Origin of the sequence: Flavobacterium sp. Root420, from assembly GCF_001427905.1 — a bacterium.
GTDB lineage: Bacteria > Bacteroidota > Bacteroidia > Flavobacteriales > Flavobacteriaceae > Flavobacterium.
In genome coordinates, this window is sequence record NZ_LMEF01000030.1 from 102,084 (window position 1) to 119,452 (window position 17,369).

15 protein-coding genes and 1 pseudogene are annotated in these 17,369 nt (G+C 34.7%); 3 read left to right on the plus strand and 13 right to left on the minus strand.

All coding sequences use genetic code 11. The features are described 5' to 3' along the window. From ASC72_RS17870 to truA, 8 genes and pseudogenes are all read right to left on the minus strand, one after another. On the minus strand, positions 1 to 429 hold the full coding sequence (locus ASC72_RS17870) for a hypothetical protein (RefSeq protein ID WP_056193909.1): 429 nt from the start codon (positions 427 to 429) through the stop codon (positions 1 to 3). Between the two features lie 54 nt (positions 430 to 483). Further along, positions 484 to 873, minus strand: a complete 390-nt coding sequence (locus ASC72_RS17875; protein ID WP_056193912.1) for a DUF1801 domain-containing protein — start codon at positions 871 to 873, stop codon at positions 484 to 486. A 287-nt stretch (positions 874 to 1,160) separates the two neighbouring features. Then, a pseudogene (locus ASC72_RS24635) lies at positions 1,161 to 1,820 on the minus strand (carbonic anhydrase). 112 nt (positions 1,821 to 1,932) lie between these two features. Next, entirely contained in the window at positions 1,933 to 2,832 is a 900-nt protein-coding gene (locus ASC72_RS17885; RefSeq protein WP_056193917.1) for an arginase family protein, read from the minus strand. A 145-nt stretch (positions 2,833 to 2,977) separates the two neighbouring features. Beyond that, on the minus strand, positions 2,978 to 4,366 hold the full coding sequence (lpdA, locus tag ASC72_RS17890) for a dihydrolipoyl dehydrogenase (protein ID WP_056193919.1): 1,389 nt from the start codon (positions 4,364 to 4,366) through the stop codon (positions 2,978 to 2,980). Between the two features lie 350 nt (positions 4,367 to 4,716). Then, entirely contained in the window at positions 4,717 to 5,301 is a 585-nt protein-coding gene (locus ASC72_RS17895; protein ID WP_056193923.1) for an NUMOD4 domain-containing protein, read from the minus strand. Positions 5,302 to 5,445: 144 nt separating this feature from the next. Continuing rightward, on the minus strand, positions 5,446 to 7,200 hold the full coding sequence (locus tag ASC72_RS17900) for an ABC transporter ATP-binding protein (RefSeq protein ID WP_056193927.1): 1,755 nt from the start codon (positions 7,198 to 7,200) through the stop codon (positions 5,446 to 5,448). Positions 7,201 to 7,270: 70 nt separating this feature from the next. Next, positions 7,271 to 8,005 (minus strand): tRNA pseudouridine(38-40) synthase TruA, encoded by a 735-nt coding sequence (truA, locus tag ASC72_RS17905; RefSeq protein ID WP_056193929.1) that lies wholly within the window; start codon positions 8,003 to 8,005, stop codon positions 7,271 to 7,273. Positions 8,006 to 8,434: 429 nt separating this feature from the next. Between truA and ASC72_RS17910 the strand changes: the two genes are divergently transcribed. Next, on the plus strand, positions 8,435 to 10,348 hold the full coding sequence (locus tag ASC72_RS17910; RefSeq protein ID WP_056193931.1) for an SPFH domain-containing protein: 1,914 nt from the start codon (positions 8,435 to 8,437) through the stop codon (positions 10,346 to 10,348). A gap of 187 nt (positions 10,349 to 10,535) precedes the next feature. Continuing rightward, positions 10,536 to 11,030 (plus strand): metallophosphoesterase, encoded by a 495-nt coding sequence (locus ASC72_RS17915; RefSeq protein ID WP_056193934.1) that lies wholly within the window; start codon positions 10,536 to 10,538, stop codon positions 11,028 to 11,030. Between the two features lie 4 nt (positions 11,031 to 11,034). On the opposite strand, the gene ASC72_RS24640 is transcribed toward ASC72_RS17915, so the two are convergent. From ASC72_RS24640 to ASC72_RS17930, 3 genes are all read right to left on the minus strand, one after another. Further along, positions 11,035 to 11,580: a sensor histidine kinase gene (locus ASC72_RS24640; protein WP_241775751.1), complete on the minus strand. Its 546-nt coding sequence runs from the start codon at positions 11,578 to 11,580 to the stop codon at positions 11,035 to 11,037. 417 nt (positions 11,581 to 11,997) lie between these two features. Next, positions 11,998 to 12,660 (minus strand): response regulator transcription factor, encoded by a 663-nt coding sequence (locus tag ASC72_RS17925; protein ID WP_056193936.1) that lies wholly within the window; start codon positions 12,658 to 12,660, stop codon positions 11,998 to 12,000. A gap of 147 nt (positions 12,661 to 12,807) precedes the next feature. Beyond that, positions 12,808 to 13,224: a DUF4293 domain-containing protein gene (locus ASC72_RS17930; protein WP_056193939.1), complete on the minus strand. Its 417-nt coding sequence runs from the start codon at positions 13,222 to 13,224 to the stop codon at positions 12,808 to 12,810. Between the two features lie 183 nt (positions 13,225 to 13,407). Here ASC72_RS17930 and rho point away from each other — a divergent pair, with 183 nt between their 5' ends. After that, positions 13,408 to 15,207, plus strand: coding sequence for a transcription termination factor Rho (rho, locus tag ASC72_RS17935; protein ID WP_056193942.1), 1,800 nt, complete (start codon positions 13,408 to 13,410; stop codon positions 15,205 to 15,207). A gap of 145 nt (positions 15,208 to 15,352) precedes the next feature. Here the strand turns inward: rho and ASC72_RS17940 are convergent, their stop codons facing one another. After that, positions 15,353 to 16,369 (minus strand): M28 family peptidase, encoded by a 1,017-nt coding sequence (locus tag ASC72_RS17940; protein ID WP_056193945.1) that lies wholly within the window; start codon positions 16,367 to 16,369, stop codon positions 15,353 to 15,355. A 9-nt stretch (positions 16,370 to 16,378) separates the two neighbouring features. Beyond that, positions 16,379 to 17,353: a DUF3667 domain-containing protein gene (locus ASC72_RS17945; RefSeq protein WP_056193948.1), complete on the minus strand. Its 975-nt coding sequence runs from the start codon at positions 17,351 to 17,353 to the stop codon at positions 16,379 to 16,381. Positions 17,354 to 17,369 lie beyond the last annotated feature (16 nt).

Sequence of the window (17,369 nt, forward strand, 5' to 3'; positions counted from 1 at the left end):
TTATATTAAAGCCTTAGACTCATTCTCCAACATCTTTTCTATATTGAAATAAATTCCGTCTGCGTTATATTTTCCTTTTTCGAAACCTAAGTAATCGCATTTGCCAACTAACGCTTGTGAATTAGGTTCAATATACAGTAAAGCGCCCCTGAAAATGAGTTCTTCAAATAAAACCGAATTCAAAACCCACCACGAACTTTTGAAGAATTGCTCTATTGTAAACTCTGGATTTCTAGTATAATTTGTATTTGCTAAAGTTGAAGTAGCGGTGTAGTAAAAAACACAAAAAGGTGAGACGGTAATAAAACCAAGTATAAAGTGGAACGTCCGGTTTTTTGTTACTTTAAAACCTAAAACAGATAAATTGGATTTATCAAACCACCAAAGCAACAACCAGAAAATTAGAAGTTCCACAAGTATTTCGATCATAATCCGTTTTGTTCGTTAGTTTTAAAGTGGTATTGTGAATCTTTGTTGCACCAATTATTTCAATCGTTCTAAAACGCCTTTTCGTTTGACAATGTTTTTATAATCCCATTGTATTGCTCTTCCTTTTTTGAGCCAGCGTTCCAGATCTTCCTTAATGATTTGCCCGGCTGAAGTATAACGGAAATCTGCTGCTTTAAAAGAACCTTCATTAGTCAATTTTTCTTCCTCAAAAGACTGCCCGCTCCAAAAGAGTAAACGAACGTCATTTTTTAATTTACTATAACCAACAATCGGATTCCCATTCAGAAACCAAACGGGGTGGGCATGCCAGATTTTGCTTTCGGCGTCGGGTAGATTTTCATCGATTATTGTGGCAAGTTGATCGCAGATTTCTTTGTCTGAATCGCTTTGCAAATTATTATAATCTTGTACAGCTGCATTCATATCAATATAATTTTTAGAAAATAATTTGTTGATTGATGGTTGAATTCGGAAACTAAAATACTCTTTTTTTTATTACAAAAAATGAAGAAAAGATCTTCTTATGAAAACTGGACTGCGTGAAGGATAGGAGGAATCCGCCGCAGCGGACTGGATAGCCTGACAGCATCCTGCTAAGAGGGCGTATAGGCGTAAAGTAATTTGCCCTCTTATCGGGATGGTGGCACGCCCAAATAAAAAATCCGACTTGCTTTCACAAATCGGATTTTAATATTTTCTTCGAACTTAAATTACAACTGAACCACTTTTCCGGTGTGTACGTCGTAGCGCATAGCAACAATTTTTACCTGGTGTTCTTTTACAATTGGATTGTCCTGAATTAATTTTACAGAATGTTTGATGTTGGCATTAATAGCTTCTAAATAGTTAGTTGCTTTTGGAATTGTTTTATCCGCATCAATTTCTTCTTTTTCCTGTGAAATCGTTTCAACGATATTATCAATATGAGTAAAATGTTTTTTATAAGAACCATCTTTATCATTGATATACGCTTTTATAGCGCCACATTCAGTGTGACCTAAAACAACAATTAATTTGGAGTCTAAATGCTCAACAGCATATTAGATACTTCCCATGTCGATATCAGAAATTAGATTTCCGGCATTTCTAATTACGAACAAGTCTCCAATTCCCTGATCAAATACAATTTCAGGAGAAACACGGCTGTCTGAACAGGTAATTACAACTGCAAAAGGTTTTTGCCCGTCCTGATTGGCCAGAACTGTTTTTTTGTTTTGGCGTGGGTGAGCAGATCTTCCGTTTAGGAATCTTTCGTTACCTGTGGTTAATTGTTCTAAAGAAGTTAAGTTTTTGTCTTCTGTTGGCTTGTGTTTTTTGCAGCCAATTACAGAAAAAATTATAAGAGCAAGTATTGCAATCTTTGTTTTCATTCTATGATTTTTAAATTATTTTTCATTTAATGTTCCAGAATAGAACTGCGTAAAATTATTTTGCTCTTACGTACTAATTAGCCACAGGAAGTTTTTATTGTATCAATTAAATCTATTTTTTAAATGAGTTGAAAGTGGCCGAAATATTGGCGACGAATTCTTTTGTATATTGTCCTGTCGGATCTAAATCCGGATCTAAAATGGTTATTTCGAGTCCGCTTAATTTCTCGCTTTGTAAGAGGTAAGAAGTAAGTTTGTTAAACTCATTATAAGTTAAACCATCAGGTGTTCGACTGTCAACACATGGCATTATAGAATCATTTAAGACGTCTACATCGATATGAAGCCAAAAACCATCCAGATTCTTGTCTTTAATTTCTGAAAGAAAGGAATTGACACAATTTTCAATGCCTTGTTTGCGTAACATTTCAAGACTTAAATAAGTGGCAGTAGAATTCCGAATCTCATTTTCGTATTCATCATCGTATTCACGATTGCCCACACACCAAAGGTTTTCTTCTTTTATATAGGGAGATAAGTTAAGAATATTGGTTAGTTTTTCATGTCCGTTTCCAGTCGCAATTGAAGCTGCCATTCCGCCAACACCGCCGGTTTCAGACAAGGAAATATCCATGAAATCGGTATGTCCATCGAGATAAAATAAACCATAGTTCCCTTTTTGTTTTAGTGCAATTGCTGCTCCTAAAAGAATGCTGCAGTCGCCACCAAGTATAAAAGGAAATTTATTTTGAGTGAGTAAATTATTTATGAGATAAGCCTGTTCACGGGCATATTCAACTAAGGAATTTGCATTGAGAATTTGCGTTTCATGATCTCTAACATTACGATATTTTGGTGGATCAAGTCGGATAATATCTTTATGGGAAATGAATTTATGCAAATTGTGTTTCCATAACCAGTCCGGTAATTTTTTTACACCAGGTTCTTTTCCGGGTTGAGGTTCTTTTAACCCTAAATTCGACGGGAATTCAACAATGTATACGTCTTTCATAACCTTTTATTTATCGTAAAGTTATGAAAATAAAAAAGGTTTGTTTTTGGTGTTTGGAAAATCAAACGTATAAAAAAATCCGACTTGCTTTCACAAATCGGATTTTTAAATTGAAAATTATATGTAACCGTAAAACGGCTTTGTATTACAAGTGAATTACTTCGCCGTAAGCATCAGCTACAGCCTCCATAACAGCCTCGCTCATTGTTGGGTGAGGGTGAATAGATTTTAAGATTTCATGACCTGTAGTTTCTAGTTTACGGGCTACAACTGCTTCAGCAATCATATCTGTAACACCAGCACCAATCATGTGGCATCCTAACCATTCTCCGTATTTGGCGTCGAAGATTACTTTTACGAATCCGTCCGGAGTTCCGGCAGCTTTAGCTTTTCCTGAAGCAGAGAATGGGAATTTACCAATTTTTAATTCGTATCCTTTTTCTTTCGCTTGTTTTTCAGTTAAACCAACAGAAGCAATTTCCGGAGTTGCGTAAGTACAACCAGGAACGTTTCCGTAATCGATTGGGTCTACATGTAACCCTTTAATTTTCTCCACACAGTTAATTCCTTCAGCAGAAGCTACGTGAGCTAAAGCCTGTCCTGGAGTAACGTCTCCAATTGCGTAATAACCAGGAATGTTAGTTGCGTTGTAAGCGTTTACTAAGATTTTATCTCTGTCAACAGCGATTCCAACTTCTTCTAAACCAATGTTTTCGATATTAGTTTTGATTCCAACTGCAGAAAGTAAAATGTCAGCTTCAAGAACTTCTTCGCCTTTTGCAGTTTTAACAAATGCTTTAACTCCTGCACCAGTTGTATCAATACGTTCAACAGAAGAGTTAGTCATAATTTTAATTCCGGCTTTTTTCAAAGAACGCTCAAATTGTTTTGAGATATCTTCGTCTTCTACAGGAACAACGTTTGGCATAAATTCTACAATAGTAACATCTGTTCCCATTGAGTTGTAAAAGTGTGCAAACTCCACTCCAATAGCTCCGGAACCTACAATAATCATAGATTTTGGCTGCGTTGGTAATGTCATTGCCTGACGGTATCCAATAACTTTTACTCCGTCCTGAGGTAAGTTTGGCAACTCACGAGAGCGAGCTCCTGTTGCGATGATAATATGGTCAGCGCTGTATTCAGTTACTTTATTATCTTTATCTGTAACGTCAAGTTTTTTACCCGGTTTTAGTTTTCCAAAACCTTCAATAACGTCAATTTTGTTTTTTTTCATCAGGAACTGAACTCCTTTACTCATTCCTTCAGCAACACCACGGCTACGTTGTACAACTGCAGGGAAATCTTTATCGAATTCAGAAACTTTCAATCCGTAGTCTGAAGCGTGTTTTAAATAATCAAAAACCTGAGCTGATTTTAATAATGCTTTAGTTGGGATACATCCCCAGTTTAAACATACACCACCAAGGTTTTCTTTTTCAACTACAGCTACTTTAAAGCCTAATTGTGAAGCTCTAATCGCTGTTACATATCCGCCAGGACCACTTCCTAAAACAATAACGTCGTATTTCATTTTTTTGGTTTTTAGTATTTATAACCGAAAATGAGGTTTATAATTCCGAAACTCACTCTTCGATTTTTCTTTTGTTATTTGTGTTTGCGAATTTAAGGATTTATTTTAAAAAACACTTTAAAATTTATTTTTACCCGTACTGATTTTGACCTTTTCACAGAAACTTAAGTAATTGTTAATTGTAAATTGTGAATTATGAATTGAAAAATCAGATTTAGAAACGAAGTCTCAAATTAAAATGTTTGTCAAAATAAACGAAGTCGAAGTCTTTTCGTATTGAAAAGATCTTCGACTTCGCTTAAAGTGACTGCAATTGATCAATTAACCATTTACAATTCACAATTAATAATTTATACTTTAACGTGCCCCCAGTTTTCCCCACTGGCAATTCGTCTGATTTGCATTTCGCTTACGCCGAATTGTTTGGCGATCATTTTTAGACGTGTTTTTTGTTCTGGTCTGGCCAAAATTTTCTTGATCAGCATGACTTTTGTTGTAGTTAATTTTCTTCCGTCTGCTTTTAAGTTGTGTTCGATCAGATTCTTTTTAGCCTGAATCACACGTGGACTTTTACGGCTGTGCGCCATCATTTCGGCTTTTGTGGCCCAGCGTAAATTGTTTACATCGTCATTGCTTCGGTTGTAATCCAGATGCAAAACATAAGTCTGTTCTTCAGAGTTTTTCGGAAGGAAATATTGGGCAACTAATTTATAAAGGAAAAGATATTTGTTGACTATTTTGTCGTCTTTTTTGACTTTGAATCTAAAGGTCGGATAACCATCACTCAAGCCTCCTTTTAGGATTCGGCCATTTTCAATGTCATCAGTAAAGCTTATTAAACGGCCTCTGTTTGAAATGGCGTAACGTAATTGTAATGAAGCGTTTATTTCTATTTCTTTGAATTGTTCGTTTGGGTAAAATCTGTTTTGTGGCATTTTTCTTTTACATTTGATTTCTATTATTTCAAAGATAAAAAAAGGGAAATTTAATATTGTTACATAATTTCCTGAAAAGATTACATTTATGATACCTATAACGCTATTTTAACTTTTTTAAGAACTTTTTTAGCATTTCAAAATCTAGTTCGCCACAGAAAATTGAGAGTCATATAAATTTTTGTAATACCCTTCTGCCTTATTCAATAATTCCTGATGTGTGCCTTGTTCTACAATTAAACCCTTATCCATGACTACAATTTTATCAGCGTTTACAATCGTGGCCAATCGATGTGCAATAATAATGGAAGTTCTTCCTTTGGTAATCGTTTCTGTAGCACGCTGAATTAATTCTTCAGAATAAGTATCAATTGATGAAGTTGCTTCATCCAAAATCAAAATACTCGGGTTACTCACATACGAACGTAAAAAAGCTATCAATTGACGCTGTCCTGAAGAAAGCATTACGCCACGTTCTTTTACATCAAAATCGTAATTATCAGGCAAACTCATAATGAAATTGTGCACTCCAATTTTTTTGGCAGCATTTACAACTTGTTCCCGAGTGATTTCTGGATTGTGTAAAGTGATATTATTATAAATGGTATCAGCAAACAAAAAAACGTCCTGCAAAACCACCGCAATTTGTTTTCTTAAGGAAGCCAAAGTATAGTTTTCAATATTATGGCCGTCGATAAAAATAGTACCGCTATTAATTTCGTAAAAACGATTCAGCAAGTTGATTATCGTCGATTTTCCAGCTCCGGTCGAACCAACAATGGCAATTGTTTGCCCTGAAGCGACAGATAGATCAATACCTTTAATGACTTCTTCTTCTGGAATATAACTAAAACGTACGTCCTTAAATTCAATGCTTCCGTCAAAAATTGGCGCTTCAAGCGTTCCGGTATCCTGAATATGATCTTGCGTATCGATAATATCAAAAACACGATTGGCAGCAATCATTCCTAATTGCATCTCATTGAATTTATCCGCAATCTGACGAAGTGGGTTAAATAACATGCCGATAAACATCGTATACGAGAATAAATCTCCAAAGGTCGTAAAATGATCTCCATTTAATATCTTGAAACCACCATAAACAACAACTAATCCTAAAGTGATGGAAGAAATAATATCGGCAATGGGGAAAAATATCGAGTTGTATAAAATTGTTTTGATCCAGGCAACGCGATGTTTATTATTGATCTCTTTAAAGTTTTCAGCTTCGATTTTTTCACGATTAAAAAGCTGTACGATTTTCATTCCCGTAACGCGCTCCTGCACAAAGGAATTCATGTTTGCAATCTGTGTACGGACTTCCTCAAAAGCAACTTGCATTTTACGCTGAAAGATTCGGGTAATATAAACCAGTATCGGCATGGCAACAATTACGATCCAGGTCAGTTTCCAGTTCATGTAAAACATAAAAATCAAGACAACCAGCATCTTCATCAAATCACTTATAATCATAAATAATCCCTGACTGAAAATACGAGCAATCGATTCAATATCTGATACTGATCTCGTAACCAATTGTCCTACTGGAACCAAATCAAAATATTTCATTCTGAAACTCAAAATATGCTTGAAAAGTTTGGTGCGAATATCTTTTACAATATCCTGTCCGAGCCAGTTGGCCCAATACACAAAATAAAACTGGGAAAAAACCTCCATAAGCAAAACAACTCCCATTACTATAATGTACATCAATAAACCATGTTTATCATGGGTCTTGATATAGCCGTCGACCGTTTGTTTTAACAAATAGGGGCGAAGTGCCGCAAAAATCGACAGTGAAACAGCAAAAATAATAACGCCATAATAGCGCCATTTGTAAGGCTTTGTATATGTTAAAATTCGTTTGAATAATCCGGTATCGAATGCTTTTGCTTTCATTATATTTTTAGGAGCTTTAAGCTTTAGGCTTTAGGCTTTAAGCTTACTGCTTATTGCCTATAGTTTACAGCTATAGATAATCGTAATTAATTTCAGTTAAATATAAACCATGTGCCGGAACCGAAAAACCCGCTTTTTCTCTGCTTTTGCTTGCAATAATGTTTTCAAAATCTTCCAAAGAGATTTTGTGTAATCCAATATTTACCAAAGTTCCAACAATAGAACGAACCATATTTCGTAAAAAACGATTCGCTGAAATCGTAAAAACCAATTTATTATTTTCTTGTTTCCAATAAGCCTCAAAAATCGTGCAATCAAATGTGTTGACATCTGTATTTACTTTCGAAAAACATTGAAAATCGGTATGATTTAGTAAAATTTTCGCCGCTTCATTCATCAAATCTACATCTAATTTTTGATTAAAGTACCAGCTCAGTTCCTCCAAAAACGGATTTTTAACAGTATTGATATGGTATTCGTATGTTCGTTTTGTAGCGTCAAATCGGCAATGCGCATCATCATGAACTAATTTAATATCAAAAATTGCAATGTTTTTTGGTAAATATGAATTCAGTTTGTGCACTAAATTTGGAACATCAATTTCGGTTTCAAAATCAAAATGCCCGTACATTTCCTGGGCATGAACTCCGGTATCCGTTCGCCCGGCACCCATAACATTTATAGGAGCATTTAATAATACCGAAAGTGCTTTGTTTAAAGTTTCCTGAACAGAAGCCGCATTCGGCTGAAATTGCCAGCCATGATAATGTGTTCCGTTATAAGCAAATTGAATAAAATATCTCAAAGTAAAGGTTCAAAGGTTCAGAGGGGCAAAGGTACAAAGGTTTTTTTTAAGTTTCTAAGATGCTAAGATTCTAAGGCTCTAAGGTTTTTTATTTTGTTGATTCAAAGATTTCTGTAGAGGCGCACTGCAGTGCGTCTAACATTAGAAATGAAAAATATAATAAAAAGGATTGTTTGTAAATCTCCAAAAAGAAAACTTAGAGCCTTAGCATCTCAGAACCTCAGAACCTTCGTAAGAAACTGTTAAAACCCAAAATACCAATCATAGTTTACTTCTCGAAAAATCGTGTCAGAAATTGACAATTCCAACGATAGAAAATCAATTAGATTTTAACTTTTTTTGCTAAAAATTATTAAACGTTAATTTTAAAAATATTTCATTTTAACAGGAACTATTTCTCCTATGTTTGTAATCTAAATATCAAAAACTATGAATGAAATTACTTCTTATTGGTGGATAATTTTAATCTTATTCTCCATTATTTTTTACAAATTTATTTTACGCGTTTTCTTCGGAATGGTAATGGTTCCCGAAGATAAAATTGGTCTTGTGACCAAAAAATTCGTTTTGTTTGGAGCCGACAGGTCGCTTCCGGACGGTCGTATTATTGCGACAAAAGGAGAAGCCGGTTATCAGGCAAAAACACTTGCTCCGGGTTTGTACTGGGGAATGTGGATCTGGCAATACTCAATCGATATGTCTGGATTTACAGTTATTCCCGAGGGTAAAATTGGACTTGTCCTTAGTAAAGACGGACAAGAAATTCCAACCGGGCGAATCTTAGCCCGAAAAGTAGATAGTGATAATTTTCAGGATGCTACTTTTTTCTTAAACAATGGCGGACAAAAAGGACGTCAGACTGCTTTTATTACGACAGGTTCGTATCGTATTAACACGTTTCTTTTTGAAATTGTAATTGCAGACCAAATCAAGATTTATGAGAATATGATTGGTATCGTAACAGCTTTAGATGGAGAACCCATTCCGCAAGGACAAATTGCCGGTAAGTTTGTTGAAGGCCATAACAACTTTCAGGATTTTGACAAGTTTTTAGATAGTGGTGGTAATCGTGGTTTGCAACCTCAGGTAATGTTGGCTGGATCTTACTACATTAATACATGGGGAATCCTGATCGAACAAAACCCAATGACGGATGTGCCAATTGGATACGTTGGAGTTGTGATTTCTTATATAGGAGAAGATGGACAGGATGTTACAGGCGATACTTTTAAACACGGAAATATTGTTTCAAAAGGGCAGCGCGGTGTCTGGATGGAACCGCTTGGACCAGGAAAATATGCACTGAATAAATACACAACGAAGTTAGAAGCAGTTCCAACGACAAACTTAGTTTTGAACTGGGCAAATGCCAGAAGTGAATCGCATGATTTGGATAAAAACCTTTCTACGATTACAGTTCGTTCAAAAGATGGTTTCCCGTTTAATTTAGATGTGGCACAAATTATTCACGTTCCCGCAGCCGAAGCGCCAAAAGTTATTGCGCGTTTTGGTAGTATGAATAACTTAGTTTCTCAGGTTTTAGAGCCTACAATTGGTAACTATTTTAGAAACTCAGCTCAGGATAGCGATGTGATTTCTTTCTTAAGTACCAGAAAAGAACGTCAGGAATCGGCTAAAAATCATATCAAATTAGTGCTTGACGAATACAACGTAAATGCAGTAGATACTTTGATCGGAGATATCGTTCCGCCAGATTCATTAATGAAAACATTGACGGATAGAAAATTGGCTGAAGAAGAGCAGAAAACCTATCAAACCCAAAGAATGGCGCAGGAACAACGTCAGGGAATGGAGAAAGAAACTGCGATTGCCGATATGCAAAAAGAAATCGTTCGCGCCTCTCAAAGTGTTGAAATCGCACAAAGAACCGCAGATGCAACCGTAAAGAAAGCAGAAGGAGATGCTACCAGTTTAAAACTGAATGTAAACGCTGAAGCCGAAGCTACAAAAATGCGTGCCAATGCAGAGGCCGAAGCAACAAAAGCAAGAGCCGGAGCACAGGCAGAAGCTACCAAATTGAACGCAAGCGCTGAAGCAGAAAGAATCTCTAAAACAGGTTTGGCCGAAGCAGAGAAAATCATGGCGATTGGTAAATCAACTGCGGAATCGTATCAATTGCAGGTTAGTGCAATGGGTGGAGACAACTTTACCAGATATAAAGTTACCGAAGAAATTGGTAAAGGAAACATCAAAGTAATTCCGGATGTATTGATTTCCGGAAACGGTGGTTCTGATGGTTCAATCAGCGGTCTGTTAGGATTAAAACTAATGGAAATGATGGATACGAAAGATTCGAAAGATGGTAAAAGTTCTAAGAATTAATTAAATCCAGATGTTATCTAAAATACCTAACAGGTTTTCAAAACCTGTTAGGATACAAAACCGATTTGCGAAAGCAAATCGGTTTTTATATATAAAAAAACTTAGAATCTTAGCGACTCAGAACCTTAGCAGCTTTAAGAAAAACCTTTGTACCTTTGCACCTCTGAACCTTTGCCCCTTAAAAAAAATGACCAAAATCCTCCTACTCTCCGATACCCACAGTCACATTGACGATACTATTTTAAAATATGTGGCTTTGGCCGATGAAGTTTGGCATGCCGGAGATATTGGAGATTTGCATGTAACCGATACCATAAAAAAACTAAAACCTTTGCGTTGTGTTTATGGTAATATTGATGGAGGAGAAGCCCGATTGGAATTTCCTTTACACAATCGGTTTTTATGTGAAAATGTTTCGGTTTGGATTACACATATAGGAGGTTATCCTGGGAAATACAATCCGGCGATTCGGGAAGAAATGGCGACAAATCCACCTAAATTATTTATTTGCGGACATTCACATATTTTAAAAGTCATGTTTGATAAAAAACATAATTTATTGCATATGAATCCCGGCGCTTGCGGAAAAAGCGGTTTCCACCAAATGCGTACAATGTTAAGGTTTGTTATTGATGATGATAAAATTAAAGATTTGGAGATTGTTGAAATAGGAAAAAAATAAGCTTTTATGAATGTTGATGAGGTAAAGGAATTTTTATTTTAATTATTGTTCCGTCATCTGGATTGGAAATAATTTCAAAACTTCCTTTGAATTTTTTAATTCGTGCTCTTATTCGATTAAGTCCAAAGCCCTCGTCCATTTTCTTTGTTTTAAACCCTTTTCCGTCATCCCGAATCGTTAAAAGAAAATGATTGTTTTTTTCTTTTAATAGTATATGTGCTTTTTTTGCTTCGCTATGTTTTATGATATTATTACAAAGTTCTGATGTGATAAAATAAAGCTTCATTTCAAATTTTTCAATGTATCTTTTTTGTGTTGGAATTGCGCTTGCAAATTCAAAAGTGATACTTGAATTTGAATTTCTTTCGCATAAATCTTCCAAGGCATAAATCAAACCAAAACGGACCAAAAGACTCGGAACAAGTTCGTGTGATATATCACGTAAAAGATCATGAACATCAGTCAAAATAACTTTTGTTTTCCGAATTTCATCAGATTCTATATTATTTTGATTGGTGAAAACATTTAAATGCAATCCCGCAGATGACAATAAAGAATTAATGTTGTCATGTAAAAACGAAGCGATTTTTTTACGTTCTAATTCCTGAGTATCGATTCCGGAATTTATAACATCTAATAGTATTTTTGCTTGACGTCTTTTCGCTTAATTTTCTGTTTTAACTTAGTATTCTGATAAAAGAAATAAAATAAAAAAAAGAGAATTATCACCAGAACAATTGATAGACTGACTACTTTTTTATTTCTTAATTGTTCGTATTGATGAAGTTGAGTGGAGGTAAATTCTTTTGTTTTTTTAATGGATAAAGTGCTTTCTTCTTTTGAAGATCCTTTTTGCGGACTATAAACAGCATTTTCATTAGATGAAATGAAGAAAATAAAAAGAGCTAAAATTCTAATGAAAGACATAATCAGTAGTTGCTATAATGGATTTCTTTCCGGGACAAATTCATGGATTAATCAAATGGTTTTTTAACGCATATTTGACCAGGCCAATAGTGTTTTTAGTCTGAAGTTTTCTCATGATGTTTTTTCGATGTGTTTCGACTGTATTGGTACTGATAAAAAGCTTTTCGCTTATTTCTTTTCCGGTGTATTCCAATGAAATTAAAGTAACAATCTCAATTTCCCGTGGACTCAAAATGGGATTCTCGATGTAGATATTTTTATTTAATTTGGGATTATTGTATGTAAAAGTGTTGAAGATTTTCTCTCTTACGGTATCAGAAAAATATTCCTGTCCCTGATAAACAGTTTCGATGGCCTCAATAATATTCTTGCCTGCACATTTTTTGGTCAAATAACCTTTAGCGCCAAATTTCATTACTTCTTTAATGATTTTTAATTCATCATAGCTGGATAAAATAATGACTTTACAAGGGCTTTTATTTTTACTAAACTCTTGTAAAACTTCAATTCCGTCTTTTTGAGGCATGCTTATATCTAAAATTAATATATCAGCATTATTTTCATTGACATTGTTGTATACTGTAGTGCCATCCAGAGAATTTCCAACGACTTCAAAGTTTGGAACCGTTTGTAATAAATTGGTAAGACCATCGATAAGCACCTGATGATCATCTGCCAGATGAATTCTTATTTTTTGTTTCATAATCGTTTTTGGACGGAAATGGCAAATTTAAGAAGAGGTTGTTTTGTAAAAGTTCCTGTTACGGGTATTTTCATATCATTTTAAGGCACAAAAAAACCCGAATATAAATTCGGGTTCTCTTCGCACAAAAAAATTAAGTTTATAGGTTTATCTCAAACGGTCAACAGATTTTACGAGATCTTCATCCTTCTTGATGGCTTTATTAGCTAACACTAATAACACGATAGCAACAATCGGTAGAAACATCCCAATACCTTTCTCTGAAACAATGTTACTTGTCTCTCCAGATAAGTTTAGTGATCGATATACAAATAATCCTAATAAAATTAAATTTAATATTATGTTCAGTCTGCCCATCACAAACTGATTTTGTCTTTTTTTGTATGAAATAATGCTGATAACAGTAAGCATTGTACTTAGACCTAAAAGTATAGTATAAACCTGGTCTTGCATAAAATAGAATGCTTTTCCTGTATTTAATGTCCAAAGCGGAATAAAAAACATTAAAACCCCTGTAATAACAAAGGTAAGAAGTAAATATACGGTTTGAATTCTTTGTATCATGGTCTAAAATTGTTTTACAAAAATATATTTTCTTTTTTATAAATACTATTGTATGATTAAATTTTATTCGTATTATTGCATCATAATACCGTAAGCACTTCATACTGCGGTCAATTGAAAACAATTATCTACCTATTCTTTTTACAGTATTTCCTTTAAAATAATTAAATTCATAGAATATTCATGTTTGATATTTCTGCATTAAAAGAAATGAAGCTTTCTGAGCTTCAAGAAATAGCTAAGTTAGCTAAAACTATAAAGTTTAATGGCGTTAAAAAAGAGACTCTAATCAGTCAGATTTTAGCACATCAGGAAGCGGCTGAAAAGCCTCCTGTCAATGTTGCGCCCCAAGCAGAAATAGGAGATGATAAACCTAAAAGAGCAAGGATTCTTCCAGTTAAAAAAGCAGCAATTAGTAAAAATGCTCCTGTTTTAGAATTTGATAAAGTAGAGGAACCAGCTGAGAAAATAGAGGTAACACCTAAGATTTCAAAACCCAACACGAAAATTCAACCGGTTCTACAAGTTCAGGAAGTTTCAGAATCTGCACCGGTAGAGAAAAAGGGTCCGAAAATCGTAAAGTTTAATAAATCAGCTTACGAGAAAAAGGTAGCTTTACAAAAAGAAAAAGAAGTTCCGTCTGAAGAAATAACTGAGACTGAGACTGAAACCGTAGCTCCGGCTCCGGTAGCCGAAAAAGTGGAAGGAACTGCTCCGGTAAAAAAGATTAATCCAAATCAGAATAAAAATCAAAATCCGAACCAAAACCCAAATCAGAATCCAAACCAAAACGGAAATGGGAATAACGGAAACCAAAATCCAAATCATAAAAATAAAAAGAATAATTTCAGGGATTCAGACTTTGAGTTTGACGGAATTATTGAAAGTGAAGGTGTTCTTGAAATGATGCCGGACGGATACGGTTTCTTACGTTCATCAGATTATAATTATTTAGCCTCTCCGGATGATATTTATTTATCAACTTCTCAAATCAGATTATTTGGTCTTAAAACCGGTGATACTGTAAAAGGGGTGGTTCGTCCTCCAAAAGAAGGCGAGAAGTTTTTCCCTTTAGTTCGTGTACTAAAAATTAACGGTCACGATCCGCAGGTAGTTCGTGACAGAGTTTCTTTTGAACATTTGACTCCGGTTTTTCCTTCTGAAAAATTCAAATTAGCCGAGAAAGGCAGTTCAGTTTCAACCCGTATTATCGATTTATTTTCTCCAATAGGAAAAGGGCAGCGTGGTATGATAGTCGCGCAACCGAAAACCGGTAAAACAATGTTACTAAAAGACATTGCAAACGCAATTGCAGCCAATCACCCTGAAGTTTATCTAATCGTTCTGTTGATTGATGAACGTCCTGAAGAGGTTACAGATATGCAAAGAAGTGTTCGTGGAGAAGTTATTGCTTCGACTTTTGACAGAGAACCACAAGAACACGTAAAAATTGCTAATATCGTTCTGGAAAAAGCAAAACGTTTGGTAGAATGCGGACATGATGTTGTGATCTTATTAGACTCAATTACACGTTTGGCAAGAGCTTACAATACTGTACAACCAGCTTCTGGAAAAGTATTAAGTGGAGGTGTTGATGCTAATGCATTACAAAAACCAAAACGTTTCTTTGGAGCAGCAAGAAATGTAGAAAACGGTGGATCATTAAGTATCATCGCAACAGCATTGACTGAAACGGGTTCTAAAATGGATGAGGTTATCTTTGAGGAATTTAAAGGAACTGGTAACATGGAACTTCAATTGGATCGTAAAATTGCGAACAAACGTATTTTCCCTGCAATCGATCTTACTTCATCAAGTACACGTCGTGATGATTTATTATTAGACGAAAAAACATTACAAAGAATGTGGATTATGCGTAAATATCTATCGGATATGAACCCGGTTGAATCTATGGATTTTGTGAACGAACGTTTTAAGAAAACCAGAAATAATGAGGAGTTTTTGATTTCTATGAATGACTGATGAAAAAGGTTCTGAGATGCTAAGGTTCTAAGTTTTTTCTTTTTAGAGATTTTAAACTAAATGACATAAAAAAGGGATGAGTTTTTAGACTCATCCCTTTTTGTTTTTTTAACTTAGGACCTTAGCATCTCAATACCTCAGAACCTTATTTCTTATCCACTACCGGTCGATTCTCTCTATTCGCCAAATCCCAGGCTACAACAAACGCTAATTGAGCTCTTTTTGTTAAAGCATCATATTCGATTTTTTGTGGTTCGTCGCCTTTACCGTGGTAATCTTCGTGAACTCCGTTAAAGAAGAAAACAGCCGGAATACCAAATTTAGCAAAGTTATAGTGGTCGGAACGCTCGTAGAAATGATTTGGATCTTTAGGATCGTTAAATTTAAAATCTAAATCTAATTTAGTGTATTTGTTGTTTTGGGCCACAACAGCGTTATGTAAATCCGACGAAAGTCTGTCAGCACCAATTACATACACGTAATTATTCGTTTTAGCATGTTCTACATCACGACGTCCGATCATATCGATGTTGATGTCACTAATAGTGTTTGCAATTGTAAACAATGGATTTTCAGAGTAATAACGAGATCCATGCAAACCATGTTCTTCACCTGTTACATGTAGAAATAAGATAGAACGTTTTGGCCCATGTCCGTCTTTTTTTGCTTTTGCGAATGCTTTTGCAATTTCCATTACTGCTACTGTTCCGGAGCCATCATCATCTGCTCCGTTATAGATTTCTCCATTTTTAATTCCAACGTGATCGTAATGTGCTGAAATCACTAAAACTTCATCTGGTTTTTCAGAACCTTCAATGTACGCCCAGATATTTTCTGAATCGGGTAAATTTTCATTACGCTTTGCATTTAAAAATGCTGCCGGAATGTGTTGGTAGTAATCTGTTGCTCCTTTTGGGAACGAAATTTTATTTTTTTTGTATTGTTCAATCATGTAGAGTCCTGCTTTTTTCTGTCCTTTTGAACCTGTTTCGCGACCCTCCATTTCGTCAGAAGCAACAACATAAAGCATTTTTTTTAAGTCTTTTGCTGTAATATTGTTCATGTATTTGGTTGGGTCAGAGTTGTCCTTAGAAGCAACCGACTGTGCATTTTTACATGAAAATGCTGAAGCAATTAGTAATAGAATTACAATTTTTTTCATTTTTTTTGTTTAGTGTAAATTGATAAATATGTAGAAAACATAGAATACAAGTAAAAGTAGAATAAAAAAGGAGTTTATAAAAAATAGCATCACACTTTTAACAAACGAAACTATTCTGCTTTCTCCATAAAATCGATGGTGTGCCGGATAAAAATAATAACACATCCAAAGTATTCCGACAAAATTGATAATATCAGCTATAAAAGCGACGGGGCTGTTCTCTCCTAATAATCCAAATAACTTTTGGACTATGAATAAGATAAGAAATATTAAAAGTAAAAAAGAGAAATAATGAAGGGTAAAAATGCCATGATCAAAATAATACCATCTTTTTTTGCCGTGGAAAATCCATAAGAAGAAGGCAAAGAAAGGCATTATTATGAATAGTATTTTAGGGATGTTATGTAAAAAAGATTCAATGAATTTTTCGATAATTTCCCTTTTGGTATTGTGTTCCGTAACAGTTAACACTTTTTCATAAGCCCAATATTCAAAATCTGAAAATTTCTCACTTTCTTTTCCATATTTTTGAATTGAGTCGATTGTTTTCATCGGTCTTAAGTCAAAAATTTTATCTTCATTAAAAGCGTTAATTTTTCCTTTTGTCTCTTGTTTTATAAGTTTTGAAGTAATTTCTTTTTCGCTTTTACTTAGATTTTCGTTTACCTTATTCGGAAACAAGGCAATCAATAAAAAAGTGATAAAACTGATAAAAATATAAAGACGAACAGGTGCCAGATACGATAATCTTTTTCCGGACAGATATTCTTTGGTTAAAGTCGCAGGTTTAAAAAGAAGATTTTTAATGGTTTTCCAAAATGCATTTTCATAATGCGTTAAATCTTCAAAAAAATGGACAAACAAATGATGAAAGGTCTTTCGGCTGTCTGTATTTTCCTGTCCGCAATTGGGGCAGAATTTTTGTTCGACAACATGCCTGCAATTCAGGCAGGTTTTGTCTTTTCTAATGGGACTGTGTGACATTTGGTTATTTATTGAT